We start from the raw sequence: 24,927 nt of genomic DNA on the forward strand, positions 1-24,927 counted from the left end.
AACCTCCTTAATAGCTACCGTGCGTGTTGTTTTCAATTTCACTAATCGTTACTTTGCGCCACATCTTCACATAACACCAGGTCGTGTAAGTTAAAATTAAAGGAACAAAAATAATGGCAACAACAAACATCACATTTAATGTCATATGGCTCGAAACCGCATCCCACATCGTTAAACTAATATTAGGGTTATTGCTCGATGGCATCACAAACGGGAACATTGACATACCTGCTGTAAGAATAACCCCTGCAAGCATTAGACTTGAGGACACAAGTGCTAGTGCAGGCTTGTGTAATTTTGAAAACACCAGCGCCAGAATAGCCATTACAAATGCAAGAGCAGGGAACAACATGGTTAGTGGCATTTTGCTGTAATTATCAAGCCATGCTCCAGGCGCTTGAGTTACGGTTTTTGCAAGTGGGTTTGCATAACCTTGTGTATCACCCATGCTAACAATTCGATAGCCTTCAATTTGTGATATCCACACACCAGCAATAGCGAATAACACAATAAATGCCATGAGTGCGTATCGTCCATACTGTGCTGAGCGTTTTGCAACCTCAGCATCTGTTCGAAGTTGTAACCACATACCAGCATGTCCAACTAACATCAATACACTGATCAAGCCTGCAACAATCGCAAAAGGATTGAGTAAGGCAAAGAATGAGCCTTGATAGCTTACACGCAATAGCTCATCAATATGGTAAGGCACACCTAGTAATAAGTTACCAAATGCGACCCCAAAAACGAGCGCAGGAATAAAGCTGCCAGCAAAAAGCCCCCAATCCCAATTGTTACGCCAACGGGTTGACTCAATTTTAGAGCGGTAATCGAAACCTAGCGGTCTAAAAAAGAGTGCGAATAACACCAGCATCATGGCAAAGTAAAAGCCTGAGAAGGCCGCAGCATAGACCATTGGCCATGCTGCAAATAGTGCGCCGCCAGCGGTGATAAACCACACTTGGTTACCATCCCAGTGAGCACCAATGGTGTTAATAACTGTTCTGCGTTCTACATCTGTTTTACCTACTAGGCGAAGCAAAATTGCTACACCCATATCCATGCCGTCGGTCACGGCAAAACCAATCAGTAATACACCGATTAGTAGCCACCAGATAAATTTAAGTGTTTCGTAATCAAAAATCATGACTGAGCTCCTTGGCTATCTACTTTAGCAAGTTCATGATGATATTTACCTGTATGAAGCGAGCTTGGGCCTTGCTTAATAAAGCGCAGCATTAACCAGCCTTCTACCGCAGCAAGCCCAGTATAAAATACGATAAAGCCTGTAATACTAATTAAAAGATCATTAACGGTCAGTGACGATGTTGCTAAAAAGGTTGGTAAAATTTCTGATATAGCCCAAGGTTGACGGCCGTATTCAGCGACAATCCAACCAAACTCAATGGCAATCCAAGGAAGTGGAATACTCCATACCGCAGCCCATAGTAACCAGCGTTTTTGTTCAATCACACGGTGTGCATTGTAATAAAATGCCAGAACAAATACCCCAAGCATAAGTACACCGCAGCCCACCATGATTCTAAATGACCAAAACATTGGGCCTACTTTAGGAAAGGAGTCTTTAACTGCTTTTTGAATATGTTCTTCTGTAGCATCAACGACATTTGGCGTATAACGCTTCAGAAGTAAACCGTAGCCTAAATCATCTTTTAGCGTGTCAAACTTGGCAATATTTTCAGCTGTATCATTACCGCTACGAAGCTTTTCAAGGTATTCATAGGCAAGCATACCATTGCGAATACGTACTTCATGTTGTTCTTCAAGCTCTTTGATACCGGTTACTTGCTCATCTATTGAGCGTGTTGCAATAATACCCATAACATAAGGGATTTTAACCGCAGCATGCGTGACTTGTTCTTCCGAGTCAGGAATACCGACTAAGGTGAATGCCGCAGGCGCTTCTTCGGTATGCCACTCAGCTTCAATGGTGGCGAGTTTTACCTTTTGAACTTCACCCACTTCATAGCCAGATTCATCCCCAAGTAAAATAACACACAAAATAGAGGCAAGACCAAAACCGGAAGCCACCGAGAATGAGCGCTTAGCAAAAGCGAGGTCACGACCTTTTAAGATGTACCAGCTACTAATGCCTAATACAAACATCGAGGCAGCAACATAACCTGCAGATACCGTATGAATAAATTTAACCTGTGCAACAGGGTTGAACACAAGCTCAGCAAAGCTGGTCATTTCCATACGCATGGTTTGATAGTTAAATTCTGCGCCCACAGGGTTTTGCATCCAACCGTTAGCAATTAAAATCCACAGTGCAGATAGGTTTGTTCCCAGTGCCATTAAAAAGGTTGCAGCAAGGTGCTGGCGCTTTGTTAGTCGTTCCCAGCCTAAAAAGAACATACCTACGAACGTCGATTCGAGGAAAAAGGCCATCAGACCTTCAATGGCAAGAGGTGCGCCGAAAATATCGCCCACATAGTGAGAGTAATAAGACCAATTGGTACCAAACTCAAACTCCATGGTTAGACCTGTAGCCACACCAATAGCAAAGTTTATACCAAACAACTTACCCCAAAACTTAGTCATATCACGATAAATTTCGCGACCAGTCATCACATAAACGGACTCCATGATCACTAAAATCCACGTCATACCTAAGGTAAGAGGAACAAATAGGAAGTGAAATAGGGCAGTGATTGCAAATTGCAATCGCGATAGATCCACAAACGTTTCATCTATCATTGGTTAGCTCCTTGTAAACGGTGCGGTAGACACGACAAATTTAAATTATCAAAGTTTCAGTATTTATTGAAACTTCGTAAATAGTAACCTTGTATTCATTTTAGTCAATAGTTAAATAAGAAAATAAGGTGAAATCACTGCTCACCATTTCTACAGGTTAGAGATAAAGCTCTAAAGTTTCAAATGATTAATTACTTTAAAGAATAAGATATTCAGTTATTACTTAATGGGTAGCGATTACTTCATTTGAGGTATCAGCCTTTAGTATGCTGAACTTTGAAGTGATGTAGAGTGACCTAAATGATTAACCTTTGAGCGTTATTTCAATTTCTAGTATTTATTCAGCGCGTGACATTTATCCTGTTGCTAAAACACGGTAAACTAATTTTTATATGTGCCTTTGAGTTGCGAATTATCAACGAATGAAAGAACAAAAAACGCCGTTACGTATTGCCTTGGTGGCAGGGGAGTTATCGGGTGATATTTTAGGTGAAGGGCTGGTAAAAGCACTTAAAGTCCGTTTTCCAGATGCCATATTTGAAGGCATTGCAGGCCCACGTATGCAAGCGGCTGGCTGCAAAACACTATTTGATATGGATGAATTATCGGTTATGGGGCTCGTCGAAGTTTTAGGCCGCTTACCGCGTTTACTTAAAATTCGTAAACAGCTTGTACAGCATTTTATCGAGAACCCGCCTGATGTATTTATTGGTATTGATGCACCAGACTTTAACTTGCGTGTTGAAAAACCTTTAAAAGAGGCAGGTATTAAAACGGTTCAATATGTTAGTCCGTCGGTGTGGGCATGGCGTGAAAAACGTATTCACAAAATTAGTGCTGCAACTAACTTAGTGTTAGCACTGTTACCGTTCGAAAAAGCATTTTATGATAAGCATAATGTCCCTTGTACATTTGTTGGGCATACGCTTGCAGATGATATTGCGCTTGAACATGACCAAAATGATGCACGCCATCAGTTAGGTTTAGCTCAAATGGATAAGGTGCTTGCGTTATTACCAGGCAGTCGTGGCTCAGAGGTTGGCCTGTTAAGCGAAACTTATATTCAAACTGCTGCAAAGCTACAAGCTGCGAACCCTGAGCTGAAAATTGTGGTGCCGTTAGTTAATGAAAAACGAAAAGCTCAATTTTGCGATGTGTTAGAAAAAACAGCACCCACGTTAAAGTTAAAGTTACTAGACGGTAAATCAAACCTCGCTATGCAAGCGGCGGATGCTATTTTACTGGCATCAGGTACGGCAACACTTGAAGGCATGCTTTATAAAAAGCCCATGGTTGTTGGATATAAAATAAAGCCAATGAGTTATTGGATTTTCAAAACATTATTCACTTTCAATATTAAATATTTTTCATTGCCAAATTTATTGGCAGATGAAGAACTGGTACCTGAATATTTGCAAACAGAGTGTAATGTTGAGAACTTAGTTGCTGCATTAACCCCCATGTTAAATTCCGATAATGCAAAACTCAAAGCACGCTTTTTAGCTATTCACAAAGAAATTAGATTAAATGCCAATGAACAAGCTGCGGCTGCAGTTGCGGAGTTACTAGATGCAGATTGAACGACCCAATGTTAACTTTATTGCGGGTGTCGACGAAGTTGGTCGTGGTCCATTAGTCGGTGATGTAGTCACAGCCGCGGTTATTTTAGACCCTGCAAAACCTATTGCAGGCTTAACCGACTCAAAAAAGCTTTCCGATAAAAAGCGTCAATTGCTTGCAACCGAAATAAAAGAAAAAGCACTTTGCTATGCTATTGGCCGTTGTAGCCCAAGTGAAATTGACGAATTAAATATTTTACATGCCACTATGCTGGCAATGAGTCGTGCTGTTGAAGGCTTGAGTGTAAAGCCTGAGTTTGTATTTATTGATGGTAATCGTGTGCCAACTCAATTAACGGTCCCCGCTCAAGCTGTTGTAAAAGGTGATAGTTTAGTGGCTGAAATTTCAGCAGCGTCCATTTTGGCTAAAGTTGCCCGCGATGATGAAATGATCGAGCTTGATAAACGTTATCCAGATTATGGTTTTGCAGGCCATAAGGGGTACCCGACGAAAGCACATTTTGCGGCACTTGAACAATATGGTGCAATTGCAGAGCATCGTAAAAGCTTTAAACCTGTGCAGCGCATTTTGGCGTTAAAAGGAGAGCAACGCTAATGCCAACGCCGCAATTTGTCCACTTACGTGTTCACTCCGACTTCTCAATGGTGGATGGTCTTGCTAAAACTAAACCAATAGTTGCAAAGGCTGAAGAGTTACAAATGCCTGCGCTGGCAATCACCGATCAAATGAACTTATGTGGTTTGGTGCGTTTTTATGGTGCTGCCCATGGCGCGGGTATTAAACCTATTGTTGGCGCTGATTTTTGGCTAAGAAGCCCTGAGTTTGAAGATGAACCATGTCGTATAACCATATTAGCGAAAGATAATGACGGCTATAAAAATCTCACATTATTGATTTCTAAGGCGTATCAACGCGGGCATTTATTTCATCGCCCAGTTATTGATCGTGAATGGTTAGTTGAACTAAAAGACGGCTTGATTATTCTCTCTGGCGCGAAAGACGGCGATTTAGGTAAAGCACTGCTTAAAGGTAATGCAGGGCTTATTGAGTCAGTAGTAAGCTTTTATAAACAGCATTTCAGAGATCATTACTACCTTGAATTAATTCGAACAGAGCGCCCATTAGAAGAAGATTATTTACACCTAGCCGTAGAGCTTGCCGCACAAGAGCAGTTACCTGTGGTGGCAACAAACGAAGTGGTGTTTTTAAAACCAGAAAACTTTGAAGCTCACGAAATTCGCGTAGCAATTCATGATGGTTACACGCTTGAAGATAAGCGCAGACCTAAACGCTTTTCAGATCAGCAATATCTAAAAACAGCGGAGCAAATGGCTGAGCTATTTAGTGATATTCCTGAAGCGTTGGAAAACACTGTGGAAATTGCCAAACGCTGTAATGTAACCGTGCAGCTCGGGACTTACTTCTTACCAGATTACCCAACCGGTTCGCTGAAAATTGAAGACTTCTTGGTTAAGGTCTCTGAAGATGGCCTTGAAGAGCGTTTACAGTTTTTATTCCCAGATGAGCAAGAGCGAAAAGAAAAACGTGGTGAGTATGACGAGCGTCTGAAAATAGAGCTCGACGTAATCAACCAAATGGGTTTCCCTGGTTACTTCTTGATCGTAATGGAGTTCATTCAGTGGAGTAAAGATAATAATATTCCGGTAGGTCCTGGGCGTGGTTCAGGTGCCGGCTCATTGGTGGCTTACGCGCTGAAAATTACCGACCTTGATCCGCTCGAATTTGACTTACTATTCGAACGTTTCTTGAACCCTGAACGTATTTCAATGCCCGATTTCGACGTTGATTTCTGTATGGATAGGCGCGATGAGGTAATAGATCACGTAGCGGCGCTTTATGGTCGTGACGCGGTATCTCAGATTATTACCTTTGGTACCATGGCTGCAAAAGCGGTTATCCGTGACGTAGGCCGTGTACTTGGTCACCCTTACGGCTTTGTTGATCGTATTTCGAAATTAGTACCGGGCGATCCGGGTATGACCTTGGCTAAAGCCTTTGATGTTGAGCCGCGGTTACAAGAAGCCTACGACGGTGATGAGGAAGTAAAAGAACTTATTGATATGTGTCGCATCCTTGAAGGGTGTACACGTAATGCCGGTAAGCACGCTGGTGGTGTTGTAATATCGCCAACAACGATTACTGATTTTGCCGCCCTTTATTGTGATGATGAGGGTAAATTCCCAGTCACTCAATTTGATAAAAACGACGTTGAGACGGCGGGTTTAGTTAAGTTTGACTTCTTAGGTCTAAGAACACTTACTATCTTGCAGTGGGCGCTTGATATGACCAACGAGCGCCTTGCCCGTGAGGGTAAAGAGCCGGTTGATATCAACGCCATTCCACTTGATGATAAGCCAAGTATTGAGTTATTGCTACGCGCCGAAACCACCGCGGTATTCCAGTTAGAATCTCGTGGTATGAAAGATCTTATTCGTCGTCTAAAGCCCGACTGCTTCGAAGATATGATCGCACTGGTAGCACTATTCCGCCCAGGTCCATTGCAATCAGGCATGGTAGATAACTTTATCGACCGTAAGCATGGTCGAGAAGAGTTATCTTATCCAGATGTGCAGTGGCAACACGATAGCTTGATACCGATTCTAGAACCGACCTACGGTATCATTCTTTATCAAGAGCAGGTAATGCAGATTGCGCAGGTACTGGCTGGCTATACGCTAGGTGGCGCTGACATGCTGCGTCGTGCGATGGGTAAGAAAAAGCCAGAGGAGATGGCAAAGCAACGTTCAACCTTCGAAGAAGGAGCTGTTAATAACGGAGTTGACGGCGAACTTGCAATGAAAATCTTCGACTTGGTAGAGAAGTTCGCAGGTTACGGTTTCAACAAATCTCACTCTGCTGCATATGCTTTAGTGTCGTATCAAACGCTGTGGATGAAAACTCATTACCCAGCAGAGTTTATGGCTGCGGTAATGTCGGCGGATATGGATAACACCGATAAAATCGTTACCTTGGTTGATGAATGTGAAAACATGAAACTAACCTTGTTACCGCCTGATGTGAATGCGGGTGAGTACAAGTTTACGGTTAACCGACAAGGTGAGATTGTATACGGTATTGGCGCCATTAAAGGAGTAGGTGAAGCGCCTGTTGAAGCCATTTTAGAAGCGCGAAGTGAAGGTGGGGCTTTCAAAGACTTATTTGATTTTTGTGCGCGAGTAGATTTAAAACGCTTAAATAAACGCGTGGTTGAAAAACTTATTTATGCCGGTGCACTTGACCAATTAGGACCAGATAAAACCCAGCCAGGTCGTGCGACTTTATTAGCCAGCTTAAAAGATGCCATGCGAGCAGCGGATCAGCATCATAAGGCTGAGTCACTAGGGCAGGCCGATTTATTTGGGTTATTAGCCACAGAGCCTGATGAAGTTGAACAAGCATTTATAAAAGCAACAGGTTTAACTGATAACGAATGGCTTGATGGCGAAAAAGAAACATTGGGCCTTTATTTAACTGGTCATCCTATAAATCAGTATAGAAAAGAGCTAAGACACTACACATCGGGCCGTCTGGTTGACTTACAACCAACAAACCGCGATGTGCAGTCAACGGCTGCTGGCCTTGTTATTAATGCACGAACCCTTATTAATAAAAAAGGAAATCGGTGGGGTCTTGTAACTTTAGATGACAAGAGTGCCCGTATTGATGTACGCTTATTCCCAGAACAGTTTGAAATGTACCAAGATATGCTACAAGTTAATAATATCTTGGTGATATCTGGACAGGTCAGCTTTGATAACTTCTCCGGTGGCATTACAATGACCGCTAGAGACATATGCACCATTGCTCAAGCGCGAGAAAAACGTATTAAAGCGATTAAAATGACGTTGAATATGGTGCAAATCGAGGCGAACTTCTTCGATAATTTACAAAAAGTACTGGAACCTTATAAGTTTGGTACTTGTCCTATAAAAGTATTCTATCAACGTCCGGATGCGTTGGCTGAGATTACCTTAGGAACCGAATGGTGTGTTACGCCTAGTGATGACTTAATTCATAAGTTATCACTGATGGCGGCGCAAGATGTAGAACTAGAATTTAATTAATTAGGTAGTTTAGAGCATGAGCCTCAATTATCTTGATTTTGAGCTTCCAATCGCAGAATTAGAAGCAAAAATTGAAGAATTACAAAATGTAAGCCGCGCTGGCGAATTAGACCTTGGATTAGAAGAGGAAGTCAGTCGATTAAAAGAGAAAAGCGCTGAAATGAAAGAGAAAATTTTCTCTGAATTAGGTGCTTGGCAGGTTTCTCAGTTAGCCCGTCATCCGTTGCGTCCTTATACTCGTGATTACATCGAGCGCATTTTCACGGAGTTTGACGAACTAGCAGGCGACCGTACTTTTGCTAACGACCCTGCTATTTTAGGTGGTGTTGCACGCTTTGAAGGTCAACCAGTTATGGTTATTGGCCAGCAAAAAGGGCGTGACACGGCTGAAAAAATCAAACGCAACTTTGGTATGCCAAAGCCTGAAGGTTACCGTAAAGCATTGCGCTTAATGGAAATGGCTGAGCGTTTCAAAATGCCAATCATGACTTTTATCGACACCCCTGGTGCGTACCCAGGAGTTGGTGCTGAAGAGCGTGGTCAAAGTGAAGCGATTGCACGTAACCTAAAAGTAATGGCGGCGTTAAAAGTACCAACCATCTGTACCGTAATCGGTGAGGGTGGTTCAGGTGGCGCATTAGCCATTGGTGTGGGCGACCGTGTAAACATGCTGCAATACAGTACTTACTCTGTAATTTCACCAGAAGGTTGTGCATCAATCCTTTGGAAAAGCGCAGATAAAGCACCATTAGCTGCAGAAGCAATGGGTGTAACTGCTGCACGTGTTAAAGAGCTTGATTTAATCAACAACGTTATTGATGAGCCACTAGGTGGCGCACATCGTAATTACGATGCGATGGCACGTAACCTTAAAAACCAACTTAAGCGTGACCTTGCTGACCTACAAGGCCTTTCACTTGATGAAATGCTTGATCAGCGTTACAAACGTTTAATGTCGTTTGGTTATTGCTAAACACAGCTTATAATCGAAAAAGCCGCTTTTTGCGGCTTTTTTTTGTTTTATAATGCCTGTAACTACTAAGCTTGTATATTGATTGGTTTTTAATGCAAACATCAGATTTATATCATCATTTTTTAGCTCAATTACAGCCTTTACTGAATAATCAGCAAAGGCGCTTTAGTGTGGCTTTATCAGGTGGTGTTGATTCGGTTGTGTTATTACATTTAATGACGACTGTGCGAAAACAGTATCCTGAACTTGAAATCGAAGCGGTGTATGTCAATCATGGTTTGAGTCAACATGCTGGTGAGTGGCAAAGGTTCTGCCAATCGCTATGTGAAGAGCTTGATGTAGCATTTAAAGCGGTGCACGTTGAAATTGTTAAGCGTTCGCGCACCTCTCTTGAAGCACAAGCCCGAGAAGCAAGATACCAAGCACTTGATGAAAACTGTTTAGCAGGCAGTGTGTTACTGCTTGGTCAGCATTTAAATGATCAGCTTGAAACCTTCTTGTTGCGACTCAAACGTGGCTCAGGCTTGCAAGGCTTAGCATCAATGCAACAGCTGCGATTACTCGCGTCAGAACGGGTATGTTTTAGACCACTCATTAATATTACTCGTGAGCAAATTGAACAGTTTGCCGATGAATTTGCCATTACTCATATCACCGATGATTCAAATAGCGATGAGCGTTTTGATCGTAACTTTTTACGTCATCAAGTGATGCCGTTATTAACGATGCGCTTTCAAGGCTTTGAAAAAAGTGCAGCGCGTAGTATTCGGTTGCTACAGAAGCAACAGTCGCTACTCGATGAATACACTCAAAGTGACTTAGAACAGTGTCAAAATCTGCGCGGGGGCTTAAGTTGTGAGTCTGTTGCAAAGTTTAGTGAAGCTCGTCAAGCCAACCTTGTGCGTGCGTGGCTTAATCAATTTACTCACCAATTGCCTTCTGAAAATCAGCTGCGGCAAATTATTGAACAAGGCTTAACAGCAAAAGCTGATGCACAATTAAAAATTAGTTTACAAAGCGGTGATGTGCGTCGTCACCAGCAGCATTGGTATTTTGTGAAGGAGCAGGCAATACCTGAGGCGATGGAAATTGCTTTGCAGAGTATTGAACTGACAGATGGCCGAAAGCTAACAGTGAAATTGGGCAAGGGTATTAGAAAACCAAAGCCGAATGAGCAAGTAAGGGTTGAATTTAATAAGCCACAAGCGCAAATAAAGCCTTTGCATAAACCAGGTTCAAATACCTTAAAGCATTGGTTTAAAGATGCCAAAGTAGCTCCTTGGTTACGTGCGCAAGTGCCGCTTATCTATTATAACGATGAGCTAGTTCAGGTGGTTGGCTATTTTGTTAGTGCTCAGCACAGTGCTGATGATGGAATTTTTTGGGAGATAGATGTATGAGTGAACAACCACATGCTGGTTTATCACTAGTTAACAAGGCACCGCTTGGATTTGTGTTGTCGGTGTTAGTTGCAGTAATTACGAGTTTAGTTTTCACACAGTTGACTTTAAATACGCTCTTTTATGCGCTAGTGGGCGGAGTCGTGTGCTCGTTGTTGTTATTAGCTTATTGGTCAGGTAAAGGCGGTATTTTCTTTATTTTCGGCGTGCTTACACCACTGGCGTTAGTAGTGATATCGCCCCTTGCCACGATGGCTGCATTACTTTATTTATTGAGTGGTTTCTTCTCTGGCTTTTGGTTGCTATTACTGGGCTATAAGCTGATGGTTAAAAAAGCCTAACGGGGGATGTTAGGCTTTCTTTTTAATTAGTAGGCTCTGGCACAATTTCTGCCTGCTGCTTTCGCCTTATAAAGACCTTTGTCAGCACGGGCAAATACTTCGTTTTCGCAATCTTGGTTATTAGCAAGTGTAAAACCTATGCTAGATGTAACCTTGTATTGTGCCATTAAATCAGACTGAGCAACTAAGTGCATAATGCGATCGGCAATGACTTTGTTGGTTGTAAACTCAGGGTCATCGATAAGCAAAGCAAACTCATCACCTCCAAAACGAAAGATTGAATCAGTGCCGCGTACACTTTTGCCCAGCACCTTAGAAAACTCTTGCAGTACATCATCGCCAATTTTGTGACCAAAATTATCGTTAACTTGTTTGAAGTTATCTAAATCCAGCAACATCAAGCTAAACGGGCGGTGCTGCCTGCGACAGCGCTCAAGCCTTTGTGCCAAGCTGTCATTAAATTGACTGCGATTATTGAGACCGGTTAAGGCATCTTTAGTTGCAAGTCGTAATACACGGTTATACATAACCGCATTACGTAATGGGTAAATAAGTGCGCCGTGCAGCTGTTGTAGTTTGCTTTTTATAGCTTGTCCCATAGGAAACTTACTAAAGTATATTAGCTGGCCAAGGCGCTCATTTTCGATATCTAAATCAAATGAATAAGGCGTCTGACTGGTATCGCTTTCTGCACTTTGGCAAACACCAAGGGAAGACTGAAATTGCAAACCTGATAAATTGATTAACTGTTTAGCATGCTCAGCAAAAATTGTAAGAATTTCCTCAATTGATAACGTTGTCTGTAATTTCGCTACAAGGCTATGCGCATTGTTTAATTCATTATTTCGGTAATATTCTGCCGAAAATGGCATGAATTCGCCACGTGCAGACACTCGCTGCGTCAAAATATGGACATTTTCCACGATAATTCTCCCCCCGGAGTGTTTAGATACTGTGAGTAAGCGAGATTTGTGCCATTTTTTTAAACTGGCTGAAAAACAAATGGTTGCTATATTTAAAGAAAGATATAGCTGGTCATCAAGTTGAAAGGAGTTTATTGCTTGCAAAACGTACTGATTCAAGTGTTTGGCTTGCTTGTTGCTGCCGTTGTGTTCGTTTGGTTCTTCAAACGAATTGGTTTACCTCCTATTCTTGCCTACTTGGCAACGGGCGTGTTGGCGGGCAGTCACGGTATTGGCTGGATGGCACAAAGTCATGAAATGCACTTTGTCGCAGAACTCGGTATTGTATTTTTGCTCTTTAGCCTTGGGCTTGAGTTTTCGATTCCACGCTTGATGGCAATGCGCAATATCGTATTTGGGCTGGGATCATTGCAAGTCGTTGTCACTAGCATTGTCTTTATCATTATTTTGCTATTGCTTGAGCATAGCCTGTTAAACAGCTTTACGATTGCAACACTTATGGCGCTATCTTCTACAGCCGTTGTGGTTAAGCTGTTAAAGGAGTCTGGTGAGCTGAATCAACGACGCGGTCAGCTGGCTGTGGGTGTATTACTGTTTCAAGATATTGCCGTTGTGCCGTTGTTAATTGTTTACCCGCTTTTAGCGCAAAGTGGCTCAGATGCCATTGCCGGCGCACTGGCTTTTGCATTAACTAAAGGGGCATTTGTATGCGCTTTATTGTGGGCAATTGGGAAATGGATCTTACCTAAGGTATTCAGTGAGATAGCACTGGTTCGTACCGATGAGTTATTTGTTTTAACAACCTTATTGGTCGCGCTATTTGCAGCTGGCCTTACGTATTTATTTGGCCTTTCTATGGCACTGGGTGCATTTTTAGCAGGGATGATGCTAGGCGAGAGCCAGTATCGTCATCAATTAGAAGCTGATATTAGACCGTTTCGCGATATTTTAATGGGGCTATTTTTTGTTACGGTCGGCATGCAGCTTGATGTGTTATATGTGCTAAATAGTTGGTATTGGATTTTAGCCGTATTAGTTGGGCTGCTCTTTTTTAAAATTGCCGTATTAGCAATTTCAGCGCAAGTGATTGGTGAGCGTAAACAAGATGCCGTGGCTGCTGGTATTATGCTATGGCAAATGGGGGAGTTTGGTTTTGTATTAATCGCACTGGCATCGCAGCATTTGCTGATCAGCACAGAGCAAGCATCATTTCTTATTGCCGTGGGCGTCTTATCAATGGCACTCACTCCTTATTTGATAGAGAAAACTCCCGTACTTTTAAAGCGCTTTGGTTTACTTTCCCATGCAGGTCAGTACTGGCAACAGCCTGCAACAAGTAGTCCCCTTTATCATAATCATGTGGTGATTTGTGGTTTTTCGCGTGTAGGGCAAACTGTTGCTCGCTTTCTTAAGCCTGAGGCCATTGAGTACGTGGCTATTGAAAGTAACCCTATTTTATTGCAAGAAGCAAAAGCTGCGGGTGAACCGATTATTTTTGGTCATGTAAAACAAAAAGATATTTTAAAATCAGCAGGGGTAGAGCGAGCACGGCTTGTTATTATTACATTCGCAGACTTTGAACAAACGCAAGTCGTTGTTGATGCTATAAAACAAATAGCGCCCAAAGTAAAAATTTTAGTCCGAATGCGAGATGATTCTGAGCTGGAAACACTCAAAGAGTTAGGCGTTACAGAAGTTGTGCCAGAGACCCTAGAAGCGAGTTTAATGCTAGTCTCGCATGTGCTTTATATGTCTGGTGTACCCATGACACGAATTATTCGCAGAGTGAGTAAAGAGCGCCGTAACCGCTATCAATTTTTAAATGGCTTTTTTACAGGGGATAAGCTTGATAGCGAAGAAACCAGTTCTGATCGATTAGAATATTTACATGTTATTGCATTGCCTGAATATGCGTTTGCTGTGAATCAAAAAATCAGTGAGCTAAAGCTTGAACAGCGCCGAGTATCGGTTAGAGCGCTGCGCCGACAAGACAGGGAAATAGAAGCCCCATCATCGCAAACAGTATTAATGGCTGGCGATATTCTTGTTTTACAAGGTAAACCGCGTCGAGTAGAGCGTGTAGAGCATTACTTACTCGACGGAACAGAGTAATCAGTCAAGCTCTAGGAATTTACGAATTTCGGGTAGTTTATTGAGCCCGTCTTGGTAACCTATTTCAATCAGCTTTTGGGTATAGCGTTTTTCGAACAGTAAGTAACTGGTTAAACTCGATTGTGAGCGTTTTTTTACACCTATCATACGCAGTAGCACTTTAATCGCGATTGGCATATCGTCATAAAATTGTGCTGCAATCATATTAAAATTTTGTGAGGGGTTAATTATACAGGTATCAATCTGTTTAAGTTCTTGATGTTTGTCACGCGCAGGTAACAAGCCAAGTGTTCTGTTTATGCGTTCTAATCGCTCTAAATCAGATTGCAGCGTGTCGGTAAAAACACTATCAAGCAGGTGACCTGCAATATTTGAAAGCCCAGGGTAATGGGGTTGATACCCAGGTGGATGCATTTCTTTAGGTTCATCAACACCAATAATAAAGATTTTTTCAGCGCCTAAATGCACAGAAGGGCTCAATGGTGACAACTGATGTATAGACCCATCGCCAAAATAATGGTTATGTACATTAACACTTGGAAACACCATGGGAATAGCACTTGATGCCATTAAATGTTCTACATTAATACGCGCTGCTTGACCTTCGCGTTTCGCCCGTTGCCATGGTTTTTGCGTAAGCGATTGAAAAAAAGCCACAGAATCACCGGTTGTGTAACTTGACGCAGTAATAGACACAGCATCTAGGTAGTTTTTATGTAGGTTACGTTCTATGCGTGATAAATCTAAAATCTCGTTGAGGAGTTTTCTCAGCGGTTTATTATTTAGCAAGCTTGCTGGTGGGTGATTAATGTGTTCAGACTGGAAGCTCGTTAAAATATTGCGTGTTAGATGTAAAAACACGCTTAAAAAATCACTTTTGTACACTTGAGAGGTGGAAAAGTTTTTCCAGACCCATTCGAGCTTTTTACTCGCCAAATGGGCGCACGACGCATAACATGCAAGTGCGGCGGAATTAATTGCCCCCGCTGATGTCCCATTAATAATAGTAAAAGGTAATGGGGCAGTGCGAGGCATACTTTGTGTTATTGCTTTCAACACGCCGACTTGATAAGCGGCACGCGCGCCACCACCTGTTAATAATAAGGCGATTTTAGAGTGCTGTGTTTTTTTTAACTTACTGCTCATAGTTGCATTTAAATTGTTGTGCGTCTTTACTTTATTTATCAACTGTAAGTCTTTAAGCTAGAAGAAGCAAAGTTTACCTAATTGCTCACGTTATTTTGTCGAGTTTTATGTCTGTTTTTTAAAGGAGTCTGTATGTCAGAGCATTCGTCAGAGACCGAAGTACAAAAGCGTCCAGTTAATAACAACCTTATTTTTGGTGTTGTTATTTTAATTATTGTTGCCTGTGTTGCAGCGTATATTTTACTCCAACCAGACGATAAGCCGACGCAAACCGTAGAGGATATTGTAACTGAAGAAGTACCTATGGCGGAGTTTCAAGAGCCCGAACCAGAGCCTGAACCCGAACCAGTTGCAGAGCCAGAACCAGAGCCCGTTGTTGTTGAGCAGCCTGTAGCACGTGAAGAAGAGCCAGTGCCAGAGGTAGAACCATTACCTACATTAAACGAAAGCGATGAGGTGGTTGTTGCTCGCATGGACGAAGTGTTGAGCGATCAGGTTATGAGTTTAATGGTGACCGATGACCTTATTCGTCGCGGTGTCGTGTATGTAGATAACATTGCAAAAGGCAAAGTAGCAGCTAGCCATGCACCTGTTGAACGTCCAAAAGAGTCATTTAAAGTTATTGAAGGTGATATTTTAACGATTGATCCGAACAGTTACGAGCGTTACACCCCTTATGTGAAACTATTTACTAGTTTAAGTGCTGCTCAGGCTATTCGCATTTATGATGAATATAAACCACTGATAAACGAAGCATACGCTGAGATTGGCTACGAAGGCGATGCCTTTAATCAAACTCTTGAAGAAGCGATTGACGTTTTACTTGATACACCAGAACCAAAAGGTGACATGCCATTAGTGCGCAACTCAGTGACTTATCAATATGCTTATTCAGAGTGGGAAAACCTCCCACAAGCACAAAAGCAGCTTTTACGTATGGGCCCTGAAAATATGAAAAAGGTAAAAGCGGCATTACGTAACATAAAAGCTGAACTAGAAAAGTAAGCTTTTAAACCATTAAATACAGTGCGATTGTACAGCAAGTATGCAATCGCACTTTCTTTTTCGAATACCCCTTGAATAACAGGCCAAAACTAGAGATAATCCCTCCCGCGCCAAACAAGGCCCTCAATGGTAGTCTTATTGGTCCTCTCGCAACACTAGCAGGTGAACCTGGTCAGGCCCGGAAGGGAGCAGCCACAGCGTGTGACGTGTGTGCCGAGATGTGGCTGGTAAGACTGCCACCCAAATTCTTTTTGGGTTGTTGTTTGAAGTATAAGTTGACATATTTGTACTAAAAGATGGCATAAATTGGAAGTATAAGGTGGCATAGTCTAGTATTTAACCAAATGGTTAGATGGTTGACTCACATGTACAGAAGAAAACTCAAACACTCCCGTGTTAAAAACCTCCATAAATTTGCTAGTCAAAAAAATAAATCTACCTGTTTAGTTGAATCCTCTTTAGAATTTGATGCCTGTTTCCATTTTGAATTTTCACCATCAATAGCCGCATTTGAAGCACAACCACTCGGTTACGAATATGAGTTTGATAACCGTATTTGCCGTTACACACCTGACTTTTTACTTACCCACACAGACGGCACGCAAAAATTTATCGAAGTAAAACCACAAAGCAAAATTGCCGATGAAGACTTTCGTGCTCGTTTTATTGAAAAGCAAGCCATAGCCAAGCAAGATGGACGTGACTTAATACTGGTTACTGATAAGCAAATTCGTGTATACCCAACACTTAATAACTTAAAGCTTTTGCATCGCTACTCTGGCTTTCAGTCTTTAACAGACCTGCAATTATCTGTGCTAAAGCTTGTTCAGCAATACGGCTCTATCAAAGTGGGTCAGTTAGTTAGCTTTTTAAGAGTAACTGCCGGTGAGCTACTTGCTACGGTGCTACGCTTATTATCATTAGGGCAGTTATTTGCTGATTTAACTACAAATGAAATATCAATAGAAACAGCCATTTGGTCTAATAATGTTTAATGGCGGTTTGTTTGATGATGAATTTAACCAGCCATTACCAAAAGTAGAAACCAAACTACCTCAAAATTACGCCAAAGATTTACAAGCCCTTCCTGAAAAAATAAAAACAACAACATTTGCTAAGCTTAAATATATTCAATGGCTTGAGGCTAATATTCAAGGCGGTTGGACACAAAAAAACCTTGAGCCTTTATTAAAAGTAATGCCCGAAGTTGAGGGAGAAAAAAAGCCCAGCTGGAGAACCGCCGCACGATGGTATAGCGCTTATACAAATGCAGACAAAAACATCATGGCGCTAATACCAAGCCACCAAAAAAAGGGTAACAGGGAGCGCGATACAGCCACCGACAAGTTTTTTGAAAAAGCGCTTGAACGTTACTTAGTAAAAGAAAAGCCATCAGTGGCTTCGGCTTACAAGTATTATGCAGACTTAGTTATTATTGAAAACGACAGTGTTGTGGGCAGTGTTTTAAAGCCTTTAACATACAAAGCGTTTAAAAACAGAATAGATAACTTACCGCAATACGAAGTAATGATTGCTCGTTATGGTAAGCGCCTTGCTGATATTGCTTTTAATAAAGTAGAAGGGCATACACGGCCAACCCGAGTACTCGAAAAAGTTGAAATTGACCATACACCGCTTGATCTTATTCTATTAGATGATGAGCTGCATATCCCACTTGGTCGGCCAACACTCACCATGTTAGTCGATGTGTATAGCCATTGTATTGTTGGCTATTACTTTAGCTTCAGTGAGCCTAGCTATGATGCAGTAAGGCGAGCAATGCTAAATGCGATGAAACCTAAAAATGAAGTGGCAAAACGATACCCAGATACGATTAATGAGTGGAAGTGTGCAGGTAAAATTGAAACACTTGTTGTTGATAACGGCGCTGAATTTTGGAGTAACAGCCTTGAGTTAGCTTGTGAAGAAATAGGCATTAATACTCAATATAACCCTGTTGCAAAGCCGTGGTTAAAACCGTTTGTAGAACGTATGTTTGGCACAATTAACACTGAGTTATTAGATCCGATTCCAGGTAAAACCTTTTCTAATATTTTGCAAAAACATGAATATAACCCCAAAAAAGATGCAATCATGCGTTTTACGACCTTTATGCAGCTATTTCATAAGTGGGTAGTAGACGTTTACCACCAAGATGCCGACAGCCGCTTTAAGTACATACCTAGCCAATTATGGGATCAAGGCTTTAATACGTTACCACCAACAGTGCTGAGTAATGATGATCTTCAACAATTAGATGTTGTGCTCAGTATTTCATATCATCGGGTACTTCGAAAAGGAGGTATACAGTTAGAAAATTCAAGCTATGACAGTACTGAATTAGCCAACTATAGGAAGCAATTTAGCCATAAAGTATCTCAAGAAGTTTTAATTAAATTAAATCCCGATGATATTTCTTATATATACGTTTACCTCGATAAGCTAGAGCACTACATCAAAGTGCCATGTAAAGATCAAGAATATACTCAAGGCTTGAGTTTGAATCAGCATAAAATAAATATGCGCATTCATCGTGATTTTATTTCGGGCTCTATCGATAATGTAGGCTTAGCAAAAGCGCGGATGTTTATTCATAATAAAATTCAAAACGAGTTTGAAGAGTTAAAAAATGCGCCAAAAAACTCAAAGGTAAAAGGGGGGAAAGCGTTAGCTAAGCATCAAAATGTAAGTAGTGACTCACAAAAATCAATAGCTCAGAGCGAGCCAGTAGAACCCAAAAAGGTTACACCTAAAGAGCAAGTAACTGATAGCTGGGATGACTTTATCTCAGACCTAGATGGATTTTAATTATGCTGACCGACAAACAAAAAGAAAAACTGAATGAATTTCGCGATGTATTTATTGAATACCCAATAATAACCACTGTATTTAACGACTTCGACAGATTAAGACTTGGTAAAGGGTTAGCGGGCGAAAAGCCCTGCATGCTTTTAAATGGTGATACAGGCACAGGCAAAACAGCACTGATCAAGCAATACAAAGAACGACATTTACCGCAATTTATTAATGGAGTGATGAACCACCCCGTATTAGTAAGCCGCATACCTAGTAACCCGACACTAGAATCTACTTTAGCCGAGCTTCTTAAAGACTTAGGGCAAGTAGGTAGCACAGAGCGCAAACTGCGAGTAAATGGTACTCGGTTAACGACATCATTAATAAAATGCCTAAAAACGTGTGGTACAGAACTTATAATTATTGATGAGTTTCAAGAACTGATTGAGCACAACCAAGGTAAAAAGCGCCGCGAGATTGCTAATCGATTAAAATACATTAACGACGAAGCGGGTGTATCAATTGTATTGGTAGGTATGCCGTGGGCAGAAAAAATAGCAGACGAACCACAGTGGTCATCGCGTTTATTAGTAAGGCGGCAGCTGCCTTATTTTAAGTTATCAGAAAATCCAAAGCATTTTGTACAACTGATAATTGGCCTAGCCAACCGTATGCCATTTACCGAAAAGCCAAGTTTAAGTGAGCAAGCAACAGTATTTGCCTTGTTCTCACTATCAAAAGGCTGCTTTAGAACATTAAAATACTTTTTAGATGATGCCGTACTTTATGCATTAATGGATAACGCAAAAACCCTCACGACCAAACACTTGGTTAAAGCATTTGATGTACTATTCCCTGATTTAGCAAATTCATTTACCTTGCCAGTTGCAAAAATTACAGCAAGTGAAGTCGAGCGCTATTCACTCTATAAACCTGAAAGCGCCCAAGATGAAGATCCGTTTATAACAACAAAGTTTACTGACCGGATGCCGATTAGTCAGCTGTTGAGAAAGTGAAGTGTTGACTTACAGAGCTCATAGTTATTCGGATACTAATTTTTCATATACTTAATAAGTTTTTCAGGAATAAAATAAATATTATGCTTAGCCCTAGTACATGCGACATAAAGCTTGTTCTTGGTCTGAGGTTTTAACTCTTCGAGCTTCCCATTTTCAAACAATTTTAGTGTTGTTGGATTCAAAATGATGCAAATATTTTCGAAACAATCTAGCCCTTTAGTAGCTCCCCAATTTTCTGTGTATCCCTTATATTTTCTACTATCTTGGTAAAAAAGTTTAGCAGTGTCTGGGCAACTCATTATTTCGATAGCTTGATTTTTACATTCAATAAACTCAATGTTGGTCTTGTCACTTCGATGAGAATCGATGTGTATAGATAGATTCTCACTAACAAAACTACACACTATAGGGCTACAACGGTGGCTCTTAGAAAGTAACTCTTCATCGACTACGTAACCAACGTTAGTAAATTTTGCTTTATATTTGTCATAGCAATCATGGAGCGACTTATTAACGTTTCCATCCCTAGACGTATCAAATGTATGCTGATAAAAGTCCCCAACAAATAATTGGTTTATATTTGCTGGAAAAATGCTTAATAAAAAGTTGAAATCGTGCCCTGCAAAATCTTGGACTTCATCAACGCAAATACTATCAAAATACTTTTCTATGCGCTTGATAACTTCATCATTGATACCAAGCTGTTCTATTAGTTTTGCAATGCGATTGGAGTACAATCTACTATGGCTATCGATATAGAACCTAGGATCATTCCGTTTCATCTTTAATGTATTAAATGGAGGGACATGCCAATTGATACCTTTAGTTTTTAGCTCGTGACCATATAGAGGCCTAAAACAAAATGAATATACGAATTGAAAATATGAATACACTTTAATTCCGGAAGGAATTTCCCCAAACTTTTGCAATATCCTATGCTTCAGGTTCGATAAATTGTTATCTGTATAAGTTAGTATCAGAGTTTTGGAGTCACTTTCTAACCCATTTATTATGTGGCTTGTTTTACCTGAGCCAGCGACAGCAAAAACTACTCGTTTATCCATTGGAAAGCTCTTTCTATATAGTCAGGTATTATAATTTGGTCTGCTTTTTTATCTAGTAATTCAAATGCACAGTCAGCTTTATTTTTCAGCATATACTCTTGTACTGACAGTGTTTTTCGATCAGCGAGCCAAAGCTCATCACAAACTTCTCGATTTAAGTCGTAAAGGCAGATCTCAAATGTAGTGCTGGTATTAACAGCATCATAAAAAATACCAATGTTATCTGCCACATAGCCGAGATAATTATCAATACAATTCGTTTGATAGTCGCCATCATTGTCACGTATCACAGCGGTTCTTATTCCCAAAACTTTTGCTATGTCTAAATACCTTTTAAAACTTGTACCACCAACTGAGATAACATGAATGTCATCGGCTTCTAATGAAGAGCCTGTTACCAATGAATAAAATGAGTCCAAAAGAATGTATTCAGCATCGCCCTCTACTAATATGACTTTCGCTGATAGTATGAATTCTAAAACATTATTATCAGGTGCTTTCATAAAAAATTTAGCTGTATCTTCTGGCAAGTCCCTCATTGTAAGAGGCTCAGGAGAAGAACTATTGAGGAGTATTGAGTTACGTAAATTTAATCTCGTACTTATTAAGCTATTGTGAGTAGCAACAAAAATTTGTTTAGCATGTGACTCTGATATTCTATGGACCAACCTTTTCATATTCGTATGACTAAGATGGTTTTCTGGCTCTTCTAACAATAATACGTCTAGTGGTTTATCTGCATCATGCTCTCTTAATGCAAACTCTGTTTTGATAAAGCACTGTCTGCCTTTTCCTTTATTTTCGATGGGAACGTCATCTTCAACAATATTTAGATCTGTCTCTAGGTTTGATTTAGTACTAGATCTAATCGAAAACTGGTATTCATCAAGTTTGTCATTAATTGACTTAAGGTTTGTTTCTTTAAAAGCTACTTTTTGTTGGCGGTACTCATTTTTCAACTTTATTCTGGCTGTTTGCTCGACAAAGTTGTCATATACTGCTTTTATATATTCTTTGGTTGCATAGTCATTGTTTATCTGTGAGCTATCTAATGCTAGAAATTTTAAGAATTTTCGATAGCCCGAATATGCTTGACCTGAAAAAGTTGCAAAATTAACAACGTAATATTCATAAGGGAAGTTACTTTCTTCTTGAGCTAAAACTTCTGATATTTCATGTGTTAACTCTTCATTTGGCTCACATGTTAAAACCAGCCCGTCGCAAGCAACACCTTCGGAATTAACTTTGCCATTTAAGTGAGGGTTATTTTGTTCATTTAAGTATAGCTCTATACGTAACGTGGGAAGGTTTGCAATGCTTTTATCTGAAACTAAAAATTCATTAATAATTTGCTTATTAAATAAGTTATCAATCCCTATTGAGTCGATTTTGGATTTACTACCACTTAAAACAAGCTCAATAGCTGTGAGTAGACTACTTTTTCCAGCTTCATTATCGCCTATTAATAAATTAATTTCTTCAGTAAATTGAACTTCAAAATTTGAGAATCTCTTAAAGTTAAATAGCTTAATTTTTTCAATGATCTTCATAGCATCCCTGTTTCTATTCATTTCATAAGAAGTACTAAATCATTGTGCAAAATAGCCAGCTAATTAGCAAGTGGTAGGTTTTAAGCCTATAAATTTAAATATCCACAAATCATTTTCATATAGTTAGTTTCCCGCAGGTAGCATTTGTATCTTTAAATCGTACTTGCGTACAAAGTAATTGGATTCTTTTACTACTGCTAGCTTTTCCTCAAAAAATGATAAGCAAGTATTTATAATGCTTTCAGGCTTTAGTAAGTGCTCTAATTTATATGAAACATTCATTTTATCTGCTTGCTCGACAAAAAAATTGTAATTATGGGAAGGTGGAAATTCGTTTTTTAACAGCTCAAATATGTATTTTGTATCTATGGGGGTATTGATTGGGTAGCTGTCAATAAACTCTGCTAACTTACTAAATATTAATATATACCAGCGATCAAACATCCAAAGCTGAGGGTGTGAATTATTTGTTTTTAATAAAGCTGGATACTTGGGATTTTTAACATTAAAGTTTTCGTTGGGAGCCATATCGCTTTGTGAAGCTAGCCATATTTTCCATTTAGGGTAATCATTTGAAAAATATCTATCTTGTTCTAATGCATAAATGTCAGCATAGTTTGTTACCTGCTCTATAAACTTATATTTTTCTAGTTGCTTTTCTTTTTCAGTAATAGCTGTAAATTTTGCTCTTTCTAAAGCCGAACGTGGAGGTGTAAAGTTAAGCCATTCGAATTTAAAATGTTTTGATTTTTTTATTCGACCTACGATGATCTGGCCTGATTCTTTTTTGAGGATATCGGGAATATCATGTTGAAATAAAAGAGCAATATTTAGCACTCGTTCTTGGTTAGATTTATTGAAAGCAATGCATTTTAAAAGTAAAAAATGTTCATGCTCTACTTCAAGTGACACTTTTTCGAACTTTATACTTTTACTTTTTACTACTTGGGCTGATAAATCGTAATTTTTACCATTGATATCATGATTAAATTCAATGCTGTGACTGGGGATTTTTAGTTGCTGTCGCTTTTTTAAGTTATTAAATTTACGAAGTGCTCGCTGTCTTGATTCTTCAATTTGTTGTCGAATTTTTTTATTCATTTCTATTTGGTTGAGTTCAACTTTTTGATTTATTTCTTCTCTAAATTGATCCTCACACCAACCAAATAACCAACTAGACGTATCATCATTATGCTTAAGAGCACAATTTACATCAGCATAATCCGAATCAATATAAACTGATAAATCATACTCTAAGGAAGCGATTTTCTTTTCACGATAAAAGTTAATTTTCTCTGCTGAGCAAGGCGATGTTACCTTAATTTCAACTAATAAATCACCGACATCAGTTTCTAACTTCACATCGGCTATGTATTTGTTATGAATGCTATATTCAAGTTTGGCAGAGTTTATTAAGGCTTTTCTACTAGGTTCAGTTTTGCTGTAACCTCTATGGGAAATAGTAATCGCTGGGAGGTTTATTGTTTTAGCCGTTAAAAAATATTCTTGAGCGTACCGATGCAAAGCGGTCATTAAGCATGTTCTAGATTCTTCTTTTGTAGTATGAGCAAATGAATGAGCATTTATAGTGCCGCCATTGCGTGCCACTAAAGGGTCATTACACGCGATACAAAAACAATTACATGCTTTACCATTTTTGACATTATTTATTGAAACAACCTTACCAGAAGCATCGCTAGCAAAAACAAGCATAAAATCCCTTTTAACTCATAAATGTATAGTTTAAGACATTACTAATTAAGTGTATATTTAAAAACTAAAATATCCTTAGTACACTTATGGGTTAGATACTAAGAGAATCTTAGCAAGATATGTTTTATAGCTAAGGTTCACATGGAAACTCCAACACCTTCACGCCTAAAATTTGCAAGAAAAGCAGCTGGCCTTACTCAGCAACAGCTAGGTATGGCATTAGGAATGGAGCCAAATACGGCTAGTGCACGCATGAACCAATATGAAAAAGGCAAACATGCCCCTGATTTTTTAACCATGAAACGCATTGCTAAAGAGCTAGATGTGCCAGTAGCTTACTTTTATTGTGAAGAAGATGATTTAGCTGAACTAATTTGCGCATGGGGTAAAGCAGACCAGCATGATAAGGCGAAATTACTTAATAGTATGAAAACTTCCAAAATATCTTTAGGCTTAATTAAAGAGTAAATACCTTACTTTAATTTGTGAATATACAGA

General features: G+C 39.9%; 19 protein-coding genes and 1 other RNA gene. 13 read left to right on the top strand and 7 right to left on the bottom strand.

Translation table 11 applies throughout. The features are described from left to right. Window positions 1-7: 7 nt before the first annotated feature. Window positions 8-1,147 (bottom strand): cytochrome d ubiquinol oxidase subunit II, encoded by a 1,140-nt coding sequence (gene cydB / locus PAARA_RS15405; protein WP_062569888.1) that lies wholly within the window; start codon window positions 1,145-1,147, stop codon window positions 8-10. Then, on the bottom strand, window positions 1,144-2,721 hold the full coding sequence (locus PAARA_RS15410; protein WP_062569889.1) for a cytochrome ubiquinol oxidase subunit I: 1,578 nt from the start codon (window positions 2,719-2,721) through the stop codon (window positions 1,144-1,146). Before PAARA_RS15410 ends, cydB begins: the two co-directional genes overlap by 4 nt. Window positions 2,722-3,143: 422 nt before the next feature. Here PAARA_RS15410 and lpxB point away from each other — a divergent pair, with 422 nt between their 5' ends. From lpxB to PAARA_RS15440, 6 genes are all read left to right on the top strand, one after another. Further along, the gene (gene lpxB / locus PAARA_RS15415; RefSeq protein ID WP_062569890.1) at window positions 3,144-4,301 is read left to right on the top strand and encodes a lipid-A-disaccharide synthase; all 1,158 of its coding nucleotides are present in this window, start codon (window positions 3,144-3,146) and stop codon (window positions 4,299-4,301) included. After that, window positions 4,291-4,896, top strand: a complete 606-nt coding sequence (rnhB, locus tag PAARA_RS15420; protein ID WP_062569891.1) for a ribonuclease HII — start codon at window positions 4,291-4,293, stop codon at window positions 4,894-4,896. Before lpxB ends, rnhB begins: the two co-directional genes overlap by 11 nt. Then, a complete protein-coding gene (dnaE, locus tag PAARA_RS15425) occupies window positions 4,896-8,387 on the top strand; it encodes a DNA polymerase III subunit alpha (RefSeq protein WP_062569892.1) in 3,492 nt (1,163 codons plus the stop codon). Before rnhB ends, dnaE begins: the two co-directional genes overlap by 1 nt. A gap of 16 nt (window positions 8,388-8,403) precedes the next feature. Next, window positions 8,404-9,360, top strand: a complete 957-nt coding sequence (gene accA / locus PAARA_RS15430) for an acetyl-CoA carboxylase carboxyl transferase subunit alpha (protein WP_054553102.1) — start codon at window positions 8,404-8,406, stop codon at window positions 9,358-9,360. A gap of 92 nt (window positions 9,361-9,452) precedes the next feature. Next, complete coding sequence (gene tilS, locus PAARA_RS15435) at window positions 9,453-10,760, top strand: tRNA lysidine(34) synthetase TilS (protein WP_062569893.1); 1,308 nt, start codon at window positions 9,453-9,455, stop codon at window positions 10,758-10,760. Beyond that, on the top strand, window positions 10,757-11,101 hold the full coding sequence (locus PAARA_RS15440) for a hypothetical protein (RefSeq protein WP_062569894.1): 345 nt from the start codon (window positions 10,757-10,759) through the stop codon (window positions 11,099-11,101). Before tilS ends, PAARA_RS15440 begins: the two co-directional genes overlap by 4 nt. A gap of 26 nt (window positions 11,102-11,127) precedes the next feature. Here the strand turns inward: PAARA_RS15440 and PAARA_RS15445 are convergent, their stop codons facing one another. Then, entirely contained in the window at window positions 11,128-12,024 is an 897-nt protein-coding gene (locus PAARA_RS15445; protein ID WP_062569895.1) for a GGDEF domain-containing protein, read from the bottom strand. A 138-nt stretch (window positions 12,025-12,162) separates the two neighbouring features. Here PAARA_RS15445 and PAARA_RS15450 point away from each other — a divergent pair, with 138 nt between their 5' ends. After that, a complete protein-coding gene (locus tag PAARA_RS15450) occupies window positions 12,163-14,136 on the top strand; it encodes a monovalent cation:proton antiporter family protein (RefSeq protein WP_062569896.1) in 1,974 nt (657 codons plus the stop codon). Here PAARA_RS15450 and PAARA_RS15455 read toward each other — a convergent pair whose 3' ends face one another. Continuing rightward, on the bottom strand, window positions 14,137-15,282 hold the full coding sequence (locus tag PAARA_RS15455) for a patatin-like phospholipase family protein (protein ID WP_062569897.1): 1,146 nt from the start codon (window positions 15,280-15,282) through the stop codon (window positions 14,137-14,139). A 132-nt stretch (window positions 15,283-15,414) separates the two neighbouring features. Here PAARA_RS15455 and PAARA_RS15460 point away from each other — a divergent pair, with 132 nt between their 5' ends. The 5 genes from PAARA_RS15460 (at window position 15,415) to PAARA_RS15480 (ending at window position 20,099) form a co-directional block, all read left to right on the top strand. Further along, on the top strand, window positions 15,415-16,287 hold the full coding sequence (locus PAARA_RS15460; RefSeq protein ID WP_062569898.1) for a DUF3014 domain-containing protein: 873 nt from the start codon (window positions 15,415-15,417) through the stop codon (window positions 16,285-16,287). Between the two features lie 136 nt (window positions 16,288-16,423). Further along, window positions 16,424-16,520: signal recognition particle sRNA small type (ffs, locus tag PAARA_RS15465), an RNA gene on the top strand. A gap of 132 nt (window positions 16,521-16,652) precedes the next feature. After that, entirely contained in the window at window positions 16,653-17,282 is a 630-nt protein-coding gene (locus tag PAARA_RS15470) for a TnsA endonuclease N-terminal domain-containing protein (protein ID WP_062569899.1), read from the top strand. Continuing rightward, on the top strand, window positions 17,275-19,095 hold the full coding sequence (locus tag PAARA_RS15475) for a Mu transposase C-terminal domain-containing protein (protein ID WP_062569900.1): 1,821 nt from the start codon (window positions 17,275-17,277) through the stop codon (window positions 19,093-19,095). Before PAARA_RS15470 ends, PAARA_RS15475 begins: the two co-directional genes overlap by 8 nt. 2 nt (window positions 19,096-19,097) lie before the next feature. Further along, window positions 19,098-20,099 (top strand): TniB family NTP-binding protein, encoded by a 1,002-nt coding sequence (locus PAARA_RS15480; RefSeq protein ID WP_062569901.1) that lies wholly within the window; start codon window positions 19,098-19,100, stop codon window positions 20,097-20,099. Between the two features lie 35 nt (window positions 20,100-20,134). Here PAARA_RS15480 and PAARA_RS15485 read toward each other — a convergent pair whose 3' ends face one another. The 3 genes from PAARA_RS15485 to PAARA_RS15495 all read right to left on the bottom strand — a co-directional run bounded on the left by PAARA_RS15485 (window position 20,135) and on the right by PAARA_RS15495 (window position 24,429). After that, window positions 20,135-21,166 carry a DEAD/DEAH box helicase family protein gene (locus PAARA_RS15485; RefSeq protein ID WP_010388176.1) on the bottom strand — a complete coding sequence of 344 codons (1,032 nt, stop codon included), beginning with the start codon at window positions 21,164-21,166 and terminating at the stop codon, window positions 20,135-20,137. Then, complete coding sequence (locus PAARA_RS15490; protein ID WP_010388178.1) at window positions 21,151-22,716, bottom strand: ATP-dependent nuclease; 1,566 nt, start codon at window positions 22,714-22,716, stop codon at window positions 21,151-21,153. Before PAARA_RS15490 ends, PAARA_RS15485 begins: the two co-directional genes overlap by 16 nt. Window positions 22,717-22,839: 123 nt before the next feature. Continuing rightward, window positions 22,840-24,429, bottom strand: coding sequence for a hypothetical protein (locus PAARA_RS15495; RefSeq protein ID WP_062569902.1), 1,590 nt, complete (start codon window positions 24,427-24,429; stop codon window positions 22,840-22,842). Between the two features lie 141 nt (window positions 24,430-24,570). Here PAARA_RS15495 and PAARA_RS15500 point away from each other — a divergent pair, with 141 nt between their 5' ends. After that, the gene (locus PAARA_RS15500; RefSeq protein ID WP_010388182.1) at window positions 24,571-24,897 is read left to right on the top strand and encodes a helix-turn-helix domain-containing protein; all 327 of its coding nucleotides are present in this window, start codon (window positions 24,571-24,573) and stop codon (window positions 24,895-24,897) included. Window positions 24,898-24,927: the final 30 nt, after the last annotated feature.

Origin of the sequence: Pseudoalteromonas arabiensis (assembly GCF_001550155.1) — a bacterium.
In the GTDB taxonomy this organism is placed as follows: Bacteria; Pseudomonadota; Gammaproteobacteria; order Enterobacterales; family Alteromonadaceae; genus Pseudoalteromonas; species Pseudoalteromonas arabiensis.